18 protein-coding genes are annotated in these 20,914 nt (G+C 45.8%); 8 read left to right on the forward strand and 10 right to left on the reverse strand.

The annotated features are described in order from the left end of the window. The first annotated feature begins 83 nt into the window (after positions 1–83). Positions 84–923 carry an S-formylglutathione hydrolase gene (gene fghA, locus AB4512_RS02760; protein WP_017061633.1) on the forward strand — a complete coding sequence of 280 codons (840 nt, stop codon included), beginning with the start codon at positions 84–86 and terminating at the stop codon, positions 921–923. Positions 924–1,000: 77 nt separating this feature from the next. Here the strand turns inward: fghA and AB4512_RS02765 are convergent, their stop codons facing one another. Next, positions 1,001–1,234: a hypothetical protein gene (locus tag AB4512_RS02765; protein ID WP_372174345.1), complete on the reverse strand. Its 234-nt coding sequence runs from the start codon at positions 1,232–1,234 to the stop codon at positions 1,001–1,003. 8 nt (positions 1,235–1,242) lie between these two features. Then, the gene (locus AB4512_RS02770; RefSeq protein ID WP_372174347.1) at positions 1,243–2,061 is read right to left on the reverse strand and encodes an aminotransferase class I/II-fold pyridoxal phosphate-dependent enzyme; all 819 of its coding nucleotides are present in this window, start codon (positions 2,059–2,061) and stop codon (positions 1,243–1,245) included. Between the two features lie 306 nt (positions 2,062–2,367). On the opposite strand from AB4512_RS02770, the gene AB4512_RS02775 reads away from it, so the two are divergent. Both AB4512_RS02775 and AB4512_RS02780 read left to right on the forward strand, forming a co-directional pair. Further along, entirely contained in the window at positions 2,368–2,769 is a 402-nt protein-coding gene (locus AB4512_RS02775; RefSeq protein WP_017061631.1) for a hypothetical protein, read from the forward strand. A gap of 224 nt (positions 2,770–2,993) precedes the next feature. Further along, positions 2,994–3,731, forward strand: coding sequence for an NUDIX domain-containing protein (locus AB4512_RS02780; RefSeq protein ID WP_102398053.1), 738 nt, complete (start codon positions 2,994–2,996; stop codon positions 3,729–3,731). A 126-nt stretch (positions 3,732–3,857) separates the two neighbouring features. Here the strand turns inward: AB4512_RS02780 and AB4512_RS02785 are convergent, their stop codons facing one another. Beyond that, positions 3,858–5,378, reverse strand: coding sequence for an aldehyde dehydrogenase family protein (locus AB4512_RS02785; protein ID WP_137002175.1), 1,521 nt, complete (start codon positions 5,376–5,378; stop codon positions 3,858–3,860). Between the two features lie 327 nt (positions 5,379–5,705). Between AB4512_RS02785 and AB4512_RS02790 the strand changes: the two genes are divergently transcribed. Next, positions 5,706–7,493, forward strand: coding sequence for a sigma-54-dependent Fis family transcriptional regulator (locus AB4512_RS02790; RefSeq protein WP_372174349.1), 1,788 nt, complete (start codon positions 5,706–5,708; stop codon positions 7,491–7,493). A gap of 18 nt (positions 7,494–7,511) precedes the next feature. On the opposite strand, the gene AB4512_RS02795 is transcribed toward AB4512_RS02790, so the two are convergent. Next, on the reverse strand, positions 7,512–8,363 hold the full coding sequence (locus tag AB4512_RS02795) for a LysR family transcriptional regulator (RefSeq protein ID WP_372174351.1): 852 nt from the start codon (positions 8,361–8,363) through the stop codon (positions 7,512–7,514). Positions 8,364–8,480: 117 nt separating this feature from the next. Between AB4512_RS02795 and AB4512_RS02800 the strand changes: the two genes are divergently transcribed. Beyond that, positions 8,481–9,128: a glutathione S-transferase family protein gene (locus AB4512_RS02800; protein ID WP_372174353.1), complete on the forward strand. Its 648-nt coding sequence runs from the start codon at positions 8,481–8,483 to the stop codon at positions 9,126–9,128. Between the two features lie 143 nt (positions 9,129–9,271). Next, complete coding sequence (locus AB4512_RS02805) at positions 9,272–10,714, forward strand: N-acylglucosamine 2-epimerase (protein WP_372174355.1); 1,443 nt, start codon at positions 9,272–9,274, stop codon at positions 10,712–10,714. Between the two features lie 142 nt (positions 10,715–10,856). On the opposite strand, the gene AB4512_RS02810 is transcribed toward AB4512_RS02805, so the two are convergent. From AB4512_RS02810 to AB4512_RS02820, 3 genes are all read right to left on the reverse strand, one after another. Then, on the reverse strand, positions 10,857–12,302 hold the full coding sequence (locus tag AB4512_RS02810; protein ID WP_372100790.1) for a sucrose-6-phosphate hydrolase: 1,446 nt from the start codon (positions 12,300–12,302) through the stop codon (positions 10,857–10,859). Next, positions 12,299–13,258, reverse strand: coding sequence for an aminoimidazole riboside kinase (locus AB4512_RS02815; RefSeq protein ID WP_372174357.1), 960 nt, complete (start codon positions 13,256–13,258; stop codon positions 12,299–12,301). The genes AB4512_RS02810 and AB4512_RS02815 overlap by 4 nt, the downstream gene beginning before the upstream one ends. 195 nt (positions 13,259–13,453) lie before the next feature. Then, the gene (locus AB4512_RS02820; RefSeq protein WP_171732892.1) at positions 13,454–14,893 is read right to left on the reverse strand and encodes a sucrose-specific PTS transporter subunit IIBC; all 1,440 of its coding nucleotides are present in this window, start codon (positions 14,891–14,893) and stop codon (positions 13,454–13,456) included. A 234-nt stretch (positions 14,894–15,127) separates the two neighbouring features. Here AB4512_RS02820 and AB4512_RS02825 point away from each other — a divergent pair, with 234 nt between their 5' ends. Beyond that, positions 15,128–16,114 carry a LacI family DNA-binding transcriptional regulator gene (locus AB4512_RS02825; RefSeq protein WP_372174359.1) on the forward strand — a complete coding sequence of 329 codons (987 nt, stop codon included), beginning with the start codon at positions 15,128–15,130 and terminating at the stop codon, positions 16,112–16,114. A 134-nt stretch (positions 16,115–16,248) separates the two neighbouring features. Here the strand turns inward: AB4512_RS02825 and AB4512_RS02830 are convergent, their stop codons facing one another. From AB4512_RS02830 to AB4512_RS02840, 3 genes are all read right to left on the reverse strand, one after another. Further along, the gene (locus tag AB4512_RS02830) at positions 16,249–17,622 is read right to left on the reverse strand and encodes a carbohydrate porin (protein ID WP_372174361.1); all 1,374 of its coding nucleotides are present in this window, start codon (positions 17,620–17,622) and stop codon (positions 16,249–16,251) included. Positions 17,623–18,092: 470 nt separating this feature from the next. Beyond that, positions 18,093–18,500: a hypothetical protein gene (locus AB4512_RS02835; protein ID WP_017054885.1), complete on the reverse strand. Its 408-nt coding sequence runs from the start codon at positions 18,498–18,500 to the stop codon at positions 18,093–18,095. A 139-nt stretch (positions 18,501–18,639) separates the two neighbouring features. Continuing rightward, positions 18,640–19,971 carry a ferric reductase-like transmembrane domain-containing protein gene (locus AB4512_RS02840; RefSeq protein ID WP_017064979.1) on the reverse strand — a complete coding sequence of 444 codons (1,332 nt, stop codon included), beginning with the start codon at positions 19,969–19,971 and terminating at the stop codon, positions 18,640–18,642. A 241-nt stretch (positions 19,972–20,212) separates the two neighbouring features. Between AB4512_RS02840 and AB4512_RS02845 the strand changes: the two genes are divergently transcribed. After that, entirely contained in the window at positions 20,213–20,902 is a 690-nt protein-coding gene (locus AB4512_RS02845; protein WP_017061618.1) for a flavin reductase family protein, read from the forward strand. Positions 20,903–20,914 lie beyond the last annotated feature (12 nt).

Here is a 20,914-nt window from a genome sequence, read left to right on the forward strand (position 1 = left end):
CACCTCCTGCCCGGTGGGTGGTGAAACTTTATGTAATATAGACAAATTTACTCCCAAACCATCAACCTAACGGAGCACAATAGATGACAATCGAAAACATTAGCCAAGCAAAGGTTGCTGGTGGTTGGCACAAACAATACACCCACTTTTCTGCAACGCTTGACTGCAACATGCGTTTTGCGATTTTCTTGCCACCTAACGCAAGCAAAGAAAACCCAGTTCCTGTTTTGTATTGGTTGTCAGGCTTAACCTGTACCGATGAAAACTTCATGCAAAAAGCCGGCGCTTTCAAAGCCGCGGCTGAGCAAGGCATCGCGATTGTGGCACCAGACACTAGCCCACGTGGCGAAGGTGTTGCCGACGATGAAAATTACGATCTCGGCCAAGGTGCAGGCTTCTATGTGAATGCCACTCAAGCGCCATGGGACAGCCATTACCACATGTACGATTACGTGGTAACAGAGCTCCCTGCATTAATTGAGTCGTTCTTCCCTGTTACATCCGTAAAATCGATTTCTGGTCACAGCATGGGCGGACATGGTGCCCTAACGATTGGCATTAAAAACGAAGATAGCTACCGTTCTATCTCTGCATTCAGCCCAATCACCAACCCAATGCAATGCCCTTGGGGACAAAAAGCCTTCAACCAATACCTAGGCTTGGATATTGAAGAGTGGAAACACTACGATGCCTCTGAGCTTCTAAAAACCAAAGGCACTAAACTGCCAATGTTGGTCGACCAAGGTGAAGCCGATAACTTCCTGATTGAACAGCTTAAACCTGAGCAATTAGTCGAAGCCGCTAAGGTAACCAATGCCGATTTAGATCTACGTATGCAGCCTGGTTACGACCACAGCTACTACTTCATCTCTAGCTTTATTGATGAACACATTGAGTTCCACGCTGCTTACTTAAACAAGTAGCCAGATGAATTTAGCCCGCACTTTGTAAACGCAAGGTGCGGGCTTTTTTATGCCTACTGATTTTATAACGGTTGCTTTTATAACTGCTTAATACGCTGCTTTAACGCTTCTAAATCTATATCATTGCCAACAATTCGTAATCGAACATACTCTTCAGTCATCGCGTCGCACGTAATAGCAAAATCGACACCCGAACATGTCTTAATACCGATACTCTCAAATAGCTTTGAAAGGTGAGTTCCTCTCTTTTTCAACAACATAATGGGCGTCGATATTGACGTGCCAACCACCTCAATATTGTTCTCAGACAACAAGCCGATCATTTGCTGCGGTTCATTTCTAAGAAGTGTTTTGCATTGGGTAAGGTCGCCGATGCGATTTTTATTGAGGGGTAAGTCGGCGTAAACACACTCACCGCAGCTTCGATTGCAGAAGTCAGGTTTTCACTGCTGGCTAAGTAACCGAGTCGAATCCCAGCGAGCCCTAAACCTTTAGAAAAGGTTCGTAAAACTATTAAGTTGTCCAAGACTAAGGTCTGATCGAGCATAGACTGCTCAGGGGTCAGGTATTCACCATATGCCTCGTCGACAATCAAAATAGCGCCAGAACGCTCACATACTCTCGCTATCTCGACCAGATAAGCTCTGTCGTAGATTCGACCCGTTGGGTTGTTGGGATTATCGATATACACCAAGGCAGGATTTTGACTGCTTATTTTTGATGCCAACACACCGAACAGATCCGACTCGTTTTGATAATCAAACATGTTGATGGACTGGTACTTCCCGCCCACCAAAGTGAACTCTGATACTGCTTCAACAAACTGAGGGCCAATGCCTATCATGGTGCGATTGTTGTGATCGATAAGTTTATTGAAGATAAGTTCTAGCGCCCCAAGAGAGCCCGTGGTGTACGTAATACGACAATCTTCAATCCCAATAAACTGGCGAGTCAGATAAGTCAGCTCCGAAAGCTCCCTGTGGCAATAGTACTTATCAATACCGTAGATAATATCTTTGATCACATGTTCAGGAATTTCTGGTGCGCCAAATGGATTGGAGCCAAGTGAACAATCGATACGAAATGAGTGATCGACATAAGAATGGTATTCGCCACTTAACCGTGGATTTAAATGCATAAGAAAACGCTCAAAAAATATTCATGCGCTATTCTTATCGTACTGAATTTTATCTATATAGGTCATTTCGCGACAGTTCTTCGCCTTGTTTCGAGAGACTGGTTAAAAACCAAGATTGGTTCAAATAACGAATTCTCTTAAGCCATAATCAAGAGTTAAGCACTCGTGTTTACATTTCGAGTTAACCGAACCGCTTTCTTTGCGCTAGATTAAGCTGAGATAAGATAGGGTAATAACAGAGCTTGCATCTTTACTCTCCCTAGTTACCATAGCCCCATTAACATCCCCCATATTTTGAAGGTTGCTATGAAAGCAATTAAGACTCTTTTCTTCCTGATGGTTTTATTGAGCGGTCTGTTTACCGCTTGGCTGTTTATTCCAATTCCAGCGACCATGGACAAGCAAACGCTCGACGTTCCATTAACGGAACCATTCAAGCTTGTTGCGTATCGCAGCAACCCGAATGATGCGAGCAAGCCGCTGACTTACCACTACTATGTGATTTCAGATGTGGTTGGTGTAGACGACATGGACCCATTCCTGATTACCACGGACCAGTTCGTGAAGCTTGGCGAATTCGACGAGAACACATTCAACCTTACGGTTAACGGCAAGATTGATAGCTACACCAACGATTTGTGGATCAAGAAATCTGATGGCAAGCTTCAACACTGGTACGTGAGTATTAACGCGAACTATATTCGTTAAAATCGAACTGCAATAAACCTCATTTTAAAACTGCGCTTTGGCTTCCAAGCGCAGTTTTTGTTTCTAGCAACACCCTCCACTTATCCCGACCCGTTCGACATAAACTGCATTGCCTACTTTTGATTCACTGCTGCCCTTGCTCTCAAGGTGTTATAAGCTCTTTAGATACGATAAGCTCAGACCATGCTCGACGCCCAATAAATCAAAATAATAAAGGATCACCCGTGGAATTTACGCTCGACAAATTTAACGGCATCATCATTGACCCAGCAACAGCCCCTCACGATGTTGACTCATTCAATGCCGAACTCAGCGAGATCACCGAATTTTCAAAGCAGAATAGCAAAGGCATTATTTGGATTAGCTTACCTATTTCACTCTCGCACCTTATTCCGGTGGCGACTGAGCTTGGCTTTGTGTTTCACAACTGCTTAGAAGACGAGATTACGCTGATCCACAAATCCGAGATTGTAGAGTTTGTGCCTTTCATTCCGACCCACACCTTGGGTGCTGGCGCGTTAATCACTAACGAACACAACCAAGTGCTGATGATTAAAGAACACGGCATGACGGGCTACAAATTACCGGGCGGTCATATTGAGTTGGGTGAAGGCATTGAAGAATCCGTGGTTCGTGAAACCTTGGAAGAAACCGGTATCGAAGCCACGTTCGTTTCAGTGGTTGGCATGGCGACGAGACACCCGTATCAATTCGGAAAGTCTAACCTCTACTTTGTTTGTCACCTTATCGCTCAAACTCAAGAGATTGCGATTCAAGACACAGATGAAATTGCAGAAGCTAAATGGATTGATGTTGAAGAGTACATTAACAACCCCGACAGCTACCCGTTCAACCGCCAGTTAGTCGGCTCTTTGATAGGCAAACAAGGATTAGAACTCACTCAGTTAGAAGGCAACTATGGCCCAGTCCACAAGCCCGAGATCTTCTTTTCGCAAAACTAGAGCGATTCAAATATAAAAACGCCAAGCTCATAAGAACTTGGCGTTTTGCTTTTCATTTTACTTGTATTGTTTAAGCCATCTCGTTGCTAGTGACTTCCTAATAGACTGTTCTAGAACCTATCTATTTTAGAAAAATCCTAGTGGGTTAGTATCGTAGCTGATCAACAGGTTCTTAGTATTTTGGTAGTGATCGAGCATCATCTTATGTGTCTCACGGCCGATGCCGGATTTCTTATAACCACCAAACGCGGCATGAGCTGGGTAAGCGTGGTAGCAGTTCACCCAGATACGGCCGGCTTCAATGTTGCGACCCATTCGATACGCGAGGTTTGCATCACGCGTCCACACGCCTGCACCCAAGCCATATTCGGTATCATTGGCTATCTCGAGTGCTTCTGCTTCATCTTTAAACGTCGTCACCGCGATAACAGGACCGAAGATCTCCTCTTGGAATACTCGCATCTTGTTGTGCCCTTCCAACATTGTTGGCTGGATGTAATAACCATTACCGAGATCATCAGATTGCTGCGCAACTTCGCCACCTGTCAGCACTTTCGCACCCTCTTGACGACCGATTTCAAGGTAACTCAGAATCTTATCGAACTGCTCTTTTGAAGCTTGTGCGCCAACCTGAGTATCAGTATCTAGCGGGTTACCTTGTTTAATAGTTTGAGCACGCTCGACCACCTTGGCGATGAACTTGTCGTACACCGATTCATGGATCAGCACACGTGATGGACAGGTACACACTTCACCTTGGTTGAAGAACGCCAGCAACATGCCTTCGACACACTTATCAAGGTATTCGTCTTCATGGTTAAAGATGTCTGGGAAATAGATATTTGGAGACTTACCGCCAAGCTCAACCGTTGATGGAATCAAGCTTTCAGCCGCACATTTCAAGATGTGGTGACCGACTTCTGTCGAACCGGTAAAGGCCAATTTCGCCAAGCGATCGCTGGTTGCTAACGCTTGACCCGCTTCGTTACCAAAACCATTGACGATGTTGACTACGCCTGCAGGTAGAAGATCAGCGATCTTCTCCATCATCACTAAGATCGATGTCGGTGTTTGCTCCGCTGGCTTCATCACAACACAGCAACCCGCAGCCAGTGCTGGCGCCAATTTCCAAGCCGCCATTAAAATCGGGAAGTTCCAAGGAATGATCTGCCCCACCACACCGATGGGTTCTGGGAAGTGGTAGCTCGCGGTGTTTGAATCTAGCTCGGCTGCGCTGCCTTCTTGCGCCCGAATACAGCCTGCAAAGTAACGGAAGTGGTCAACAACTAACGGGATGTCTGCCGCTAGAGTTTCACGCACAGGCTTGCCGTTTTCCCACGTCTCCGCCACCGCGATTTCTTCTAGGTGCGCTTCAATGCGATCGGAAATTTTAAGTAGGATATTGGAACGTTCTGTCACACTGGTCGCAGCCCAACTAGCACGAGCCGCATGCGCCGCATCGAGTGCCAAGCTAATGTCTGCCTCTGTTGAACGTGCCACTTGGCAATACACCTGACCATTCACTGGGGAAGTGTTATCAAAATACTCGCCGCTGACAGGCTTCACCCACTCGCCACCGATAAAGTTATCGTATTGAGCTTTAAAGTTCACCACTGCGTTGTCACTACCCGGCTGTGCGTAAATCATAGTTAGATCCTTCTTCGATTTGATATTCGTTATTGAGCTAGAGCTGTCTTATTTTTGTGGCGGCTCCCCTTGAGAAAAGAACTCATGGCGAGACGCCCATGTTTATGCTTTCTGTTTAAAACACTGATACTTCGTGTTTTCTTCACAACAGTAACAACGCAAATCACACGCCAGAACTTCAAAACTTGTTGTTAATAAATTGTAAAACTATGATTACCAAACGTTTACAACCCAAAGTGAGTTGGCATTGAACGGACGTATGGAAACCACTCCAGTGTTCAACTGTTCCAAATTGGTACACCCTCACTGTTACGACATGGAACAGTCATGCACCTTCAACAAGCAAACACCTCAGATTGGCTTTCGTCCTCTTGGCACCGCAGCACAGAAGCGGGTCTAAAACAGAGACGACTTCCTGAAGACATTCGCCTACCACAATCGATTCTTAAGCAGCGACGTCATCAATCGGCTGACTTGATCCACATCGTCGAACGCAATGCGCTACCTTTGTTTAATCAGATGTTTGCTCGTACCGACAGTCGTTTGATTCTGACCGATATTGAAGGGGTGATTCTGGCGAGTTGGGGACAGGAGCGGTTTAAGGAGAAGCTGACATCAATTGCACTCAGCTCAGGAGCGTGTTGGCAGGAACAACTTAAGGGCACCAACGCGATTGGCACCGCGATTGTTGAAGCTAAACCCGTGACCATCATTGGTGAGCAGCACTTCATCCACCAGCATCGATTTATCAGCTGTTCAGCAAGCCCTGTGTTTGATCACCAAGGGAACATGGTTGGCGTATTGGACATTACCAGTGAGCAGCAACAGCACGACAGTTCGGTGCAGCTACTGGTCCAAAATATGGTTCAGCTTGTTGAAAACCAGCTACTGAGCCACATCCCACAAGGCACCACTCGCATCGACCTCGCATGTGAGAAATCGTTATTACACAGTGGTTGGCAAGGGATTGTAATAGCCAATGAAGCTGGGGAGGTGGTGGCACACAATCAGGTCGCCTCTCAACTATTGGATCAAACCTCGATCGTCGGTGAGAGTATCGATACCCTGTTCAACCGAACCTCATTAGACACGCCTTTTGTATTTGAGAAACAGCACCTCAAACATCCAACTGCAAAACGCACTCGCTCTATTTCAGCATCGTGCGATTTGCACCATGGCGAACAACAAATCGAACACGCTTGGCAGCAAGCCAACAAGGTAATCGATAAAGGGATCAGTTTGTTGATCTTAGGAGAAACAGGAGTTGGCAAAGGCGAATTTGTTAAAGCGCTGCACAAGCAAAGCCAGCGTAAGTCTTCGCCCTTGGTAGCGGTAAATTGTGGCGCGCTGCCTAAAGACCTTATCGAATCTGAACTGTTTGGTTACGCGCCGGGCGCCTTTACGGGAGCAAGCCACAAGGGCTTCCAAGGTAAGATCCGTCAAGCAGATAAAGGGATTCTATTTCTAGATGAGATCGCCGACATGCCTTTAGAAGCTCAGTGCCGACTACTGCATGTTCTGCAAGACAAATCCGTGGTGCCAGTTGGTTCTAATCAAAGCTATCAAGTCGATTGTCAGATCATCGCTGCAACTCACAAAAACCTCGAGCAGTTAGTCGCAACAGGTGAGTTTAGGCAAGACCTGTATTACAGACTCAATGGCTTAGCCTTCACCTTGCCAAGCCTACAACACCGACAAGACAAGCACGCTTTAATCGAGCACATTCATCGTAAATACGCCGAAGACGAACAGACAATCTGCCCGCACTTGATGAGCTTACTGTGCGCCTATTCTTGGCCGGGTAATATCCGCGAATTAGACAACTTACTTAAGGTTGCTGCTCTATTAGCAAGTGATGAACCCCAACTCACACTCGAGCATGTGCCCAGCCACCTTGCTCAACATCTCACGTCATTAGCACACGATAATCAGCATCAGCTAATGACTCCTAATGCCATCAAAGGTACAGCGAGTAACGATTTAAGAAGTACCGTTGAAGAAACCTTGCTGCAAACCTATCAAGCCAACCAAGGCAACATAAGTAAGACTTCGAGAATACTCGGTATCAGCCGCAATACCATTTACCGAAAGCTAAAGAGCTTGGGGATTCTATAGTAGGAAAAGGAATCTAAGCTACTCAGAATCCAACTCCACAAGTTGATTGAGCACTTCTTTATCCAATACCGGGTGATGCTTGGTCGCTAGGATCAGCACAATATCGACCGAAGGCAACGGTGGCATATCATCGAGGATTCTCAAATCTGAAGTCACGCTCAGCTTACCCATCGCGCCAATGGCTAATCCAGCTTTAACGATCGATCGCTGCGCTGAAGCAGTATTGCTACACGCCAATAACTGATAAGGCGTGCCCTGCTTGGTTAAGCCATTCACTGCCGCTGCGTGGTACTTACAATCGGTCTGAAACAAGGCTAGTGGGACTGGTTTAGACTCATCGAATGCATAGTCAGGGCTGCTTATCCAAACACCCACATCATGTGTAAGCCAGTAACCCTCTTCACTATCAGGCGCTCTGGTGACAATCGCCGCATCTAAACGGCCATCATCTAACCACTCTCTGAGGTTAATACTTGGTAGGCTAAATATTTGAATGGAACAGGTAGGTTCTGCTTGCTGTAACAGGCGAATCACTTTTGGAAGAATGGTGTCGTTGTAGTCTTCAGGGCAGCCGAGTCGCAGAGGTTGTTTGTCTTCGTAACGCTTTACTTGCTTGAGGGCGGTGTTGTGGAGGGCGACCAACTGTTCGGCATGAGAACGCAGCGCTAAGCCAGCTTCAGTCAGTATTAAATTACGTCCTTCTTTCTGGAAAAGAGTGACGTTGAGTTCTTCTTCCAACTTACGCATCTGAGCACTGAATGCCGATTGGGTACGATTTATCTGTTTCGCTGCACGAGTGAAACTACTGGTTTCCACAAACGCGAGAAAGCCTCGCAAAGCATCAATATCCATATTGAAATCACCACCCATCGTTTTTATTAATGTATTGCATCAAAATTATCCGTTAGTACGCCGCAATACAATCCCCTAAGCTCAAATGCATGCCCCTAGGCTCAATACATACCCACTAAACGCAAGGAAGCAACGATGCAGCTTTATATTGGAAACCAGAACTACTCAACTTGGTCACTGCGCGCATGGCTAATATTCGACAACTACAACCTGAATGCGGAAGTCATCAAGCTCAAGCTATTCACCTCCGATTTTTACGACACTCTGGCGAAAGTGACGCCAACGGCCAAGGTTCCAACCCTAGTTGACGGTGACGTTGCTGTGTGGGATTCATTGGCCATTCTCGAATACGTTAACGACGCTCACTTGAACGACGTAGCATGGCCCAGTTCAGTGAAAGAACGCGCCCATGCCCGAGCAATTTCCGCCGAGATGCACTCTGGATTTTTTGCCGTCAGAAATGAAATGCCGATGAACTGCCGCGCGCAACGAAAGCTCACACTCAGTGAAGAAGCACTAAAAGACATCGCTCGTATCGATGCCATTTGGTCGACGCAGATTGAACAATACCCTGAAGGATGGTTGTTTGGTGAATGGTCGATTGCCGATGCGATGTTTGCACCTGTGGCTTTACGTGTAGAAACCTATGGCATCCAGCTTTCAAAGAAAGCATCGCAGTATCAACAACGCGTGCTTAACAGCCCATCAATACAAAAATGGTTGGCAGAGGCAAGCTTAGAAACCGATGTAGTTGAAGAGGACGAGGCAGGCAAGCCTGTATAAAATACAAAACACCCTTTCAAGGCTCACTAGTCTGTGAGCCTTTATTTAAACCTTAATAATTTGGTCGATTGTGATCACCGAATCACAATGTGCAGATGCGATTGTTTATATTCAACGAAACTCAAATCATTAAGATAAACATCATGTTACGAGCAACGATCGCATTACTCAGCGTGGCCAGCTTGGCCGTATCTGCCAATGTCACCCTTCCCTCTGGAGAAGACTGGATCAATCATGCCTCTGAAGGGCTCGCACCTTACTGGCTGATGCCTAGCGCTCAAGGAGAACCGGTAGGCAACTTCCCTACTTTCCGCTGTGATGATGGTACCTTGCTCGATGTATCTGATGTGTGTCCTGAATTGAACAAAGGCTGGATCACTCCGCACTTTGGCAAGGAGTTTACACGCATGAAATCACGCCAAACCTATGCCTACGGCGTGCTCTACCACCTTACTGGTGATAAGCAGGCTTTAGCGCTTGCCAAACAAGGTGCCTACTACATCATTGAACAGCTAGAAGATAAGCAAAATGGTGGCTTTATCGGCTACACAAAAGAGGGAAAAGTAGGCCAAGATTGGCAGCAGCGTACCTCTCAAGATCAAGCGTACGCGCTGGTTGGCCTTGCTATGTACTACTACCTGACCCAAGACAAAAAGGTAGAAGAAGCACTCATCGCCCAACAAGCTTTTATCTTTGATAAATATCGACTTAGCGACAACAGTGGTCTTGCTTGGGTACTTGCTGACGGTGAAGATGGCAGTGCAAAACGACGCGAACTGGTCGCGCAACTTGATCAAATAAACGGCTACCTGTTGCTCGTCGCTCCTCTGCTCAAAGAGCCCGTCAAATCCAAATGGCTTGATGACCTGAATTGGCTCACACAAGCCATGATTGACCAATACCATTCTGAAGATGAACAACGCTTCTACGGGGCTATTCACGATAAAGCTGCGATGATGCCGAATGCCAATCACAACGATTTTGGGCACACCATCAAAGCATATTGGATGACCTATCTAACCGGTCATGCATTAGATAATTCCGATTGGTCGGAGTTTGGTTTAGACGGCATGAAACACACTCTGGATCAGGCGCAATATCAGAAAAACTTTGCCAATGTATTTAACTACTTTGGTGAGCGACTTCAGAAAATGTGGCAAGGGCAAGATATCACGGGCTGGCAAAGCAGACCGCACAGTCAGTGGGCGTCATCATGGGAGTGGGCTGAGCTTGATCAAGCGGCCATGACGGTTTCGCTGGTCGATGGTTCAATGAAAGACGTCCTGCAATACACCCTACCAACCTTTCATGATGTATGGGTCGACCACAAATATGGTGGCGTTGGGCTTGATCCTAAGCGAACTAAAGCTTTCCATTGGGGCAATGGCTATCACCAATTTGAACATGCGCTGATTGGCTATTTATATGCTCAGCAAGTTGACGCTAAACTAGCTGTATTGCACTACGCAAGACCGACCAACAGCAATATGCCAATGGAACCGTATTACTATCAAGGGGACGTGGTTAAGTTGGAGAAACTTGGAGATGGAACGCAGAAGGTCAGCTTCAATAACATTCGACCTTAGCGTTGGTTGTTTGTTCTAAATGGACTTGAGATTCAGGGCTACGGGGAATGGACAAGGTCAAAGAGTTAGCACAATAGTGATGTCGCAGACCAAACAAAAGCCGCTGTTGATCAGCGGCTTTCTTGATGGAGATAAGCGGAGGTTAGTTGTCCAACCCTTTAATTGGGTTCATCGAGTGATAAACGGTGTTCACGTCACCAGTCATCGACAATGAACTCAAGTCATCAATGAAGAAACGGCTGGTCATTGTGTGCTTACCGCCATTGATAAAGATTTCGATCACTGACTTATCAACATAAACCTCGATGGTTTGCTTGGTGCTCAACCTCGGTGCTTTTCTCACTGAGCCAAACTCTTCCGCGTAGAGCTGAGACATCTTACTGCGATCAAGCATGAACTCCTTTTCTGTAGCACTGAACACGATGTTATCACCCGCAACGTTAGCAAGTGTAAACTCAAACTCGTCAGTATCCGTTTCGAGCTCAACCATGAAGCTGGTTGTATCCAATTCAAGAGCATTTTCAACCACCACAGCTTCACCCTGTAGCGCTTTCAATTCAGGTAAAGCAGACTGAACAAGATAGCCATCTTGGATTTGAAGTTCGCGTGGTAACGACAACATGCCCGCCCACTGATACTCATTAGATGGTGTATCAATCTCAGGCAGACCAATCCAAGCAATCAGAATACGGCGGCCTGTATCATCTAAATAAGTCTGTGGTGCATAGAAATCGAAGCCATAATCTGGCTGCGCAATATCTTGGTGGTTTTCCAGTTCTACCGAATCGAGATTTAGGCGGTCACCGACGATATAAGCCACCGAGTAGATATTTTTGAAATCGTATGGATTTTCGCTAGACACACCTTGTGGAGAAAACAGCATCACCGACTGATTCTCTATTTCAAAGAAATCTGGGCATTCCCACATATAGCCAAGGTTGTTGTAACGAGTTTGAATTGGACCTTTGTGCTGCCAATTCATCAGGTCTCGGCTGCAATATAGCGCCATAGAGCCAGTATTTTGAGGCGTTTGAGCACCCACAACCATCAGATAATCGCCGCCCTGTTTCCACACTTTTGGGTCGCGGAAATGTTCGGTGTAGTGATCGTTTTCGATAACCACGCCGTGCTTTTCTATTTTGCCGTCAGCAGTCATCTTGGCAAAACATTGAGTTGGCACTCGCAACCAATTTCCGTCGCGCTTGTTACCTGTAAAAAACAACAATGCATTGTCGTTTTCAACCAATGCACCACCAGAGTAAACACCGTGAGAGTCGTAATCTTGGTCTGGGTGCAAGCCAATGCCGTGGTCTTCGAAATGAACGAAGTCTTTGGTAGAAAGGTGGTACCAGTACTTCATACCATGGACGGGGCCAACTGGCGTCCATTGGTAAAATAGGTGGTGTTCACCATTAAAGAAACACAGACCATTCGGATCATTAAGCAGACCAAACTTAGGCGCAATATGGTAGCTTGGATAGCCAGAGTCTTGTTTGCGAAGCTCTACCATCGCATCAATACTCTCTAGAGAAATATCTTCTATACGGCGATATCTTTGCTCTACTGTCCAGTTCGAGTTCAAACTCATACACTCTCCTCTACGGCATTCGTATTTGAAGAGTCTTTTTGAATAAACTGAGTAAGAGCTTCTTGCGTTGGAAGTGCGGTCATTGCGCCTTTTTGCGTGGTCGCCAGTGCACCACACCCATTCGCCCACTGAATTGCAGAATCGACGACTTGTTGATTGTTCCACTCATCATCTTGAGAAAGCTTTGCAAGCAAACCGCCAACAAAAGCATCGCCTGCACCCGTGGTATCCACTGGCGTCACTGAGCGACCTGAAATCAACACACCTTGGTTTTCAAATACTCGCCAAACGCCTTTCGCGCCCTGCGTAACCAGAACAAGCATGTTGTTAAGATCTGCAATGTTAGCCAAACCTTGTTCCATCGAAGTTGAATCGGTTAAGAAGTCCAGTTCTTCTTCTGAGAATTTAACCACATCAGCCAATTCAACCGCTTTCATGACCACAGACTTAATTTCAGATGGGTTTTGCCACACTTCATCACGAAGGTTTGGATCGAAGCTGATGTAACCGCCCGCGGCTTTCATACGTCGGATCGCTTCGAAGGTACTGCTTCGGCTTGGTTCATTAGCCAAAGAGATCGAGCAGACGTGTAGCCACTCGTTTTTCTTAAATTCGGGAATGTCTTCAACAGACATAAACTGGTCGGCACTTGGCTTAACCATAAACGTAAAGCTACGCTCGCCTTGGTCATCAAGATCGACCACCACGGTTGACGTGCGTTGTTCAGGGTCCTTCACCAAACGCTCGGTATTCACACTTTCCTTTTGCAGAGTCACTTCCATAAAAGTGCCAAACGGATCGTTACCCACTCGGCCAAAAAATGCGCTTTTGCCTAAAAGGCGAGAAATCGCTACCGCGACATTAGCAGGCGCACCGCCCGGACATTTCAATAATGTCGCGTCAGTCTCCGGAATGAGGTCGACGACGGCGTCTCCAGTTACCCAAACTTGATTCATCTTTCTTACCTTAAAACTGAAAATCATGACAACCGAAAGCGATGGCAATCGAAAGCAGTAGCAACCAAAAGCAAGGTGACACTTCACGCTGTCATGTAAAAATATAAAAAGGCTAGCTAAGCCAAATCACCTAGCTAGCACCCCAAAGCTTAGGAAATGAAGTGAAAAGGGGGGCTTCACTTCTAGGGAGAAACGTTAAGCTGTTGCTTTAATGTTTTGCTTGCTGCGCTCGCGCAGACCTAAAACAACGGTCAGAGCAAAGGCAGTCACGAACGCGATAATCATACCTACCACGTAGTAGCCAATCTTTTCTGGTGATATTGAGATGATGCCAGGAATACCCGCCGCCCCCAATGCTTGTGCTTTCACATTGAACATAGTGATAAACGCGCTTGAAACCGCAGCTGCACAAACCGCAGCAATGAATGGGTAGCGAAGCTTCAAGTTCACACCGAACATTGCAGGCTCAGTAATACCAAGCAAACCGGTCACACCAGAAGGAATCGCGATACCTTTCATTTTCTTATCTTTACTCATGAAACCAACCGCCAGTGCCGCTGCACCTTGTGACACGTTAGACATCGCCGCGATAGGGAAGATAAACGTACCACCAGTTGTTGCAATATCCGCAAGCAACTGAGTTTCAATAGCAATAAAGCTATGGTGCATACCAGTAATAACAAACGGCGCATAAATCAAACCAAACACCGCACCGCCAATGAAGCCAGCACTGTTGTATAACCAATTTAGGCCGTCACCAAGCAGGAAGCCGATATCACGAGTAAATGGACCAACAATCGTGAATGTTAACAAACCAGTTATGAAAATCGCCAATAGCGGCGTTAGCAAGTTATCCAGAACCGAAGGAATAACTTTACGCAGCCCAAGCTCAACTTTCGCTAGAATAAACGCAGAAACAAGAACGGGTAGTACTGAACCTTGATAGCCTACTTTCTCGATTTCGAAACCTAAAATGTTCCAAACCGGAATGCTGCCCGACACTGATGCGCCACCGAAGCCCCAGCCGTTAAGCAAGTCTGGGTGAACCATCAACATACCTAAAGCCGCGCCAAGGTATGGGTTACCACCAAACTTCTTACTCGCTGAAAATGCTAATAAAATAGGTAAGTACACAAAAGGAGCATTAGCAAATGTATTGATCATGTTTGCTAAGTCGGTCAAACCCGGATTAGCGTCGATTAAAGATTTGCCATCAATGAATAAGCCTTGAGCCGTCAATAGGTTGTAGATACCCATCAACAAACCACCAGCAACAATCGCCGGAATGATTGGTACAAAAATATCAGACAGGCCTTTCACCGCGCGTTGCAGGATATTTTGGTTGTCAGCACCTGCAGACGCCACATCGTTGGTCGACATTTCCGTCATTTCAGTCAGCTTAGCCAACTCAGCATAAACTTGGTTTACGATGCCTGAGCCAAAGATGATCTGATATTGACCTGCCACTTTAAACTGGCCCTTAACCCCTTCTAGGTTATCAATCGCCTGTTCATCAATTTTATCTTGGTCTGCAACCGCAAGACGCAGACGAGTCGCGCAGTGTGCGAGTGCGGTGATATTACTTTTACCACCTAATAGAGAAAGCAGCTCTTTTGCTATTTTTGGATAATTCATTACATACCCCATTGGATTATCATTTGAGCTTTTGAATTTTCGGGAACGTTTGCAAAACAAATTTTTGCCTAGAAATAACAAATGATCAAAGATAACTGCTCAATAGTGTGAGAATGATCTTCAAATTATCTCCCTAGGATAAGAAGACAGGGTTAAAATCCCCTAATAACAGGTAAATTTGATGCTCTGTTTGCAAACAATCCCAAAACTAAAATTACAATTGGATAATGAATAATGGCTAGTCTTCATGATGTCGCTCGTCTCGCTGGAGTTTCCAAGTCGACGGTTTCAAGAGTAATCAATGATGAGTATGGCGTAAAAGACGCGACCAAGGTGAAGGTGCGTAAAGCGGTTGAAGAGTGTGGCTATCTCCCAAACCAAGTCGCTAAAGACTTAAAGTCCCAAAAAACCAACCTGGTTGGCGTGATTGTTCCTAGGGTTTCTTCCCATGCCACCTCTCAGGGTGTCGATGGTTTAACCGCCGTATTAGAGCAAGCGGGCAAGCATGTATTATTAGCGAGCACACACCAAACACACCATAAAGAACTTGAATATATTCAGATATTTAACCAGAAGCGTGTTGAAGGAATCATCCTGTACGCGACCCACCTCGACAACCAATTAGTCAAAGCGATTCAAAGCTCTGCCGTACCCGTGGTATTGGTTGGTCAAGACGGGTCAATGTTTAACATCCCAAGCATTGTGCACGACGACACTCGCGTAGGGTTTGAAGCGGGTAATCGCCTCATAGCGAAAGCTTGTAAGCATATGGGATTCATCGGTGTGCAAGGTGATGATATTGCGGTTGATAAGATGAGATCGGAAGGCTTCGTTCAATCGCTTCAATTTAACGACCTCACACTGCAATTTCACGCCCGTGGCGACTTCACCATAGAATCAGGTTACCAACTGGCGAAGCAGTATCTCAAGGAGCACACCAAGCTCGACGGCCTATTCTGCGCCACTGACCGTATCGCAATCGGTGCGATCAGAGCAATTCAAGAAGCGGGCCTCGTTCCAGGAAAGGATGTCTTGGTACTCGGCGTGGGTGATGATGAACTTGCTTCAGTATGCACACCAACGCTGTCTACGTTTAACTATGCGTTTGATAAAGCGGGAGAAAATGGAGCCAAGCTGCTACTCGACCGTATTGAGAAAAAAGGCTTTGAAATGAGCAAGATGGTGTTGACCTTCACCACTATTGACCGAGAGTCTTGCTAGCGATTTATTTCAGAGATCAGGTTATCCCAAGATAAAAAATGCCAACCTTCGAGTTGAAACGATAAGGTTGGCATTTGCTGATGCGACTATCACATCATGAGTAACACTCTCTATCTAAACGATATATCAAGCAATTAGAACCAAGTTTCCATCTGCAGTGCAAACAGAACCTCGCCGCCCTCTCCCATCGTTGCAGCATCTGCTTCAGTGCTGATCGAGTAACCATTTAGGTCTTCACTCCAATCCACATAGCTCACAGCGAAACGCAGTTCTGGTCGGTCAAAGAAACCAGTGCTAGTTGAAAGCTTGAGTGTTGGTGCAACTGTCGCTTTGTAGAAACCGCCGCTCGCTTGCTCTGTCGAGTTGTCTAAATCCATGTATTGCAATGAACCTTCGTAAACCATCTCAAAGTTCTCTGTGAACTCTTGAGCTAATCGAACGTTTAAAGAAGCCCATGTGAACTCGTCATTCTTCTTCAAACGGTCTTGGCTATGCTCTGCCATTAATGCAGGTGCTAAGCGCCAGTTGTCGCCAATGCGAGTGACACCGTAGCTAAACAGGCGAACGGCTTTCGCGTCATCCAGTAGATCACCATTTGAACCGATGCCTTTTAGCTCTGCACCTAGGCCACTACCCACTAACATACCCGTTTTAGAGAAGCCTTCGCTCAGACCAAAGAAGTTGTCTCCATGGTACGCAAACATTGCGTGTACACCGCTTTCAGCTGCGCCATTTAGGCGGCTATCGTTGTCTGCTGAGGTCATACCGCTCAACATCACTTGCCATTGGCCAATACGGTTATTCATGGTTGCAATGTAGTTTTCTACATCTGTTGACGAGCTATCAATCTCACCAAAATCTCGGCCATAAATAGAGAAATTCGCTTTCCAGTTGTCGCTCATCTGAACGTCATAAACGCCCGCACCAGTACCTGATAAGAAGACAATATCCGAATCGAAAAAGTGAATATCAAAGTTGTCGCGATCGAATCGTTTACCCGCCCAAAACGTTGCTTCAGAAAACGCTTCAGATTCAGAGAACATGCTCAGACGGTTCAGTTCTGAATACACTTGTCGCACATTCAACTGGCTTTCGCTGGCAGTCCACTCGTTATTTGTCTCAGTACTGTCGGCCAACATGATGCGAAACAAAGCACTAGAGCCATCGTCTGCAAATCGCTTATGAATCAAGTTCGCTTCAACGTAATGATCATCTTCAACACCAAGACGTCCAATTGGAGCTCCCATGGCACCCGCCGCTGTCATGTAAGGACCAGTACCTGTCGCGCCGTTTAGGTCGTCGTTGATCAATAACCCAGAGCGAGCATAGCCGTGAAACTCAAACGAAGAAGCCTTTTCATTGGCCTCGGTAGAGACCTGCTCTGTTTGTGCAACCCTTTGTTCTAATTCATTAATACGTTGCTCTAATGCTGCAACGTCTTCACTTGCTAATACCGATGTAGTCATTAGCCCCATTGTTACAGCAACCGCTAAAATGTGTCGTTTCATTCTGATGTTCTCACGTTAATTGTTTTGGATTATCTGCAAACGTTCCCAAAATAATTCGTAAGCACATTTCGGCTTATACTTTTGATGTATAAGCTCTATATCGAAGAAGAAATAGAAATCAGTCGTGTTGATTACTTCACTTTTGTATCTGAGTGGATGATAGATCGATAATTTCGGGAACGTTACCGAAAATGCATAATTCTGATAACTTTGTCACAAGTGAAATTGATTAATGGGCGAAAAATAGTGTATCGCGCACATTAGATATCTCAGAAAAATAGAGAGAAAATCCAGTACGAGAATTAGGAAAGGCGCTAAAAAATGCAACAGGTTGGCTATAAAAATTAAAGCCTGAGAAGCGATTTTTCAGGCTTTAGAAAGGCGTTCATTGATAACAATAGGTCGTTTTTTGAAAAGTGTATGACATTAACTAACGTGACAGTTTATAGAAGAATAAAGCGTTTAAAAGACTACTTTCTCTTACCCTGCTCCACCAACTTTTCATTCCATGCCGTATTGCCGTCACGCTTAGAGACATCGTACTCCGCACAGAACTGAGATATGGTCATATTGTTATCGCCAGTGGCAAGCTTGAGAGCCAACTGAACTTGTTGAAGCTTGCTTTGCAGTCGCAAGATTTGACCAGCATTTGGGCTTTTCTCTTTGGCGTATTTTAAAGCCGCATGCTTACGTTCTGCCGCGCCCGCTCGGCGATCTGCTTCTGATAACAGATACTTGAGTTGAGCAACACTCTTGCCTTTCTTGAAGGCAGGATCAAGCAACTCAACGCATTCATCAAACGATGGATCGATAACGTATGGGTCAACTTTATGAGCTTGTTGGCGCATCCATTCGAGTGCGAGTTTTTCATCTGACATAATTACATCTTTACCAAAGAAACAGCCCTATATGGTATCGCTCAATAGCAAACCGCTGCAATAACAAATTGAGTGACTTTACGCCTTTTTACACTGTGCCGATTGACTAATTTAACAATCACAGCTCCAATAGTTGGCTTTAACGCATCACAAACAGCTCTTCGTGGTAGTGCTTTTCAATATCAAATTGATAGGTGTCTAATTCTTTTTTCAGTGATGTAGAGAACAACTCCGGCCCGCAGAAATACATCTCGTACTCGTTGAGGTCGCCACATTGATTGACAATTCTTCCGGCGTTTAGCCGCGGTGAGTGCAAGGTATCTATCACGGTCAACTTCACACCAACCGCGTGTGCTAGGTGCCACAACTCATCGATTAATTGCTTATCAACACCGCGAGTACAATAAAACAGTTGAATACGAGGATGATCTCGTTCTGTTTTGAGCGCTTCAAGTGTTGCAAAAAACGACGCTATCCCGACACCACCAGCAATCCAAATTTGTGGCTTGCTTAGGTCAAAATAAAGTCGACCATAGGGTCCTTCAACCGTAACCGCATCGCCCGCTTTCACTCGTTCATATAGGCCATTAGTAAAATCACCCAGCTCTTTAATCAAAAAGCGCAACTCTGGATCATCACTGCCAGAAACAATGGTAAACGGATGCGGGTCTTCATTACCGAAACGCAAGTACGCAAACTGCCCAGCTTTGTGACCTTGCCAAGATGCCTCCGGTTTTAACACCAGCTCCATCACTTCAGCTTGTGGAAAATAGCGAGTCGAGATAATCGTCGCTGAGTGACGATTACGACGCCCAACCAAGCCCAACAAACTGTAAATCGCTGCGATAGACCCAGCCAAAGCAAATGCCACAGTTAGATAATAAATAGGTTCTCCCCAATACGCTCGTTTAAGCAGGATTACTGAGTGGAAAGCGATAAACAGGTACGCAACCGACATCAGACGGTGCGACAATTTAAACGGTTTGTACTTCACTGCCGCCCATAGTGACGCCACCAGTAAAATGAGCAACAAGTAGAAGCCCCACTCGCCAATACTCTGAGCAATACCGCGTAATTCATTGACCCATAACTCCCATCCAGTCAAAACAGCTTGCGGCCCTGAACCATCGTGTCGAACAGGCTTATCTAACACACCAGACACCACCAATGACTTAGGTATTTGGTACCACAACCAGTGTGTCACACCCAGTGCAACACCACCGATACCGAGCCATTTATGGACTCGATATGCTTTATCCATACCTTTCAGCCAATTCTCAACCATAGGCAAACGCATCGCCAAGATCATTGTGATGGACATTAACACCAGAGACAAAATACCTGAGTACTGAATCATGGCTGAGCGCCATTCAAAGACATCGCTTGAAGCGAATAATTGCGGTTCCATCGCAAACCAAAAGGCTGACATTGTGGCAATCATTGCCCAAATGATATTGCGGACTGTTTTCATTTGTTAACACTCATAAAGACGACATCATTACTTTAGCTCCTGTGATGTAAAGGGACGTCAACGTACGTAAATCTATGCAAAGGATCTCGTTCATTGTGCTGTAGCAGAGATAAAAGAGACAAACTGCCCACGGCCAATAAGCGCTCTTTGATCGATAAAAGCGGATTCTTCGTACATATAAGTCCGTTAGTGAGCATGCTCGAAGATAACAATAAATGAGAAGAAGAGAAGAAGAGAAGATATGAAGGACATGACCCTTTCTAAACAAGATATCCAAACAATGGACCCGCGCCACCGCATTCGTTTGGTTAACTCCCTATCTGGATTTAAAAGCGCCAACCTAATTGGTACTTGTGATAAACAGGGGCTTGAAAACCTTGCGATAGTGAGCTCTGTCATTCACCTAGGGTCTGATCCCGCGCTGCTTGGTTTTATTGTTCGCCCAGATAAAAGCCGACGTCATACGCTAGAAAACATCCTAGAAACTAAGTACTTCACCGTTAACAGCATTGGTGCTGACTTTGTTAAAAAGGCCCATCAAACCTCGGCTCGCTACCCTAAACCAGTCTCAGAATTCAACGCGGTCGGCTTAACGGCCTATTATGACGACACATTCCCCGCTCCCTTCGTCTTGGAGAGCAGTTTAAAGATAGGGTTAGCGTTCAAAGAACAGATAACAATCGAAAGCAATCAAACGCAAATGTTGATCGGTGAAGTTATAACGATTCACGCACCCAAACGCGCCGTGATGCCGGATGGCTACCTTGATTTAGAAGCGTTGGATTTGGTCACGGTATCAGGGCTTGATAGCTACCACGTAACTCAAAGACTGCACCGATTAAGCTATGCAAAACCACAACAGCCACTCTTTCCACTCACTCGTGAAGGTAACCCAACTTCATGGGAAGCTTTCGAACTCAATCTAAACTAATTTTGTTCGGCA

This window comes from Vibrio sp. 10N.222.52.B7 (genome assembly GCF_041474275.1).
GTDB classification, from domain to species: Bacteria; Pseudomonadota; Gammaproteobacteria; order Enterobacterales; family Vibrionaceae; genus Vibrio; species Vibrio crassostreae_C.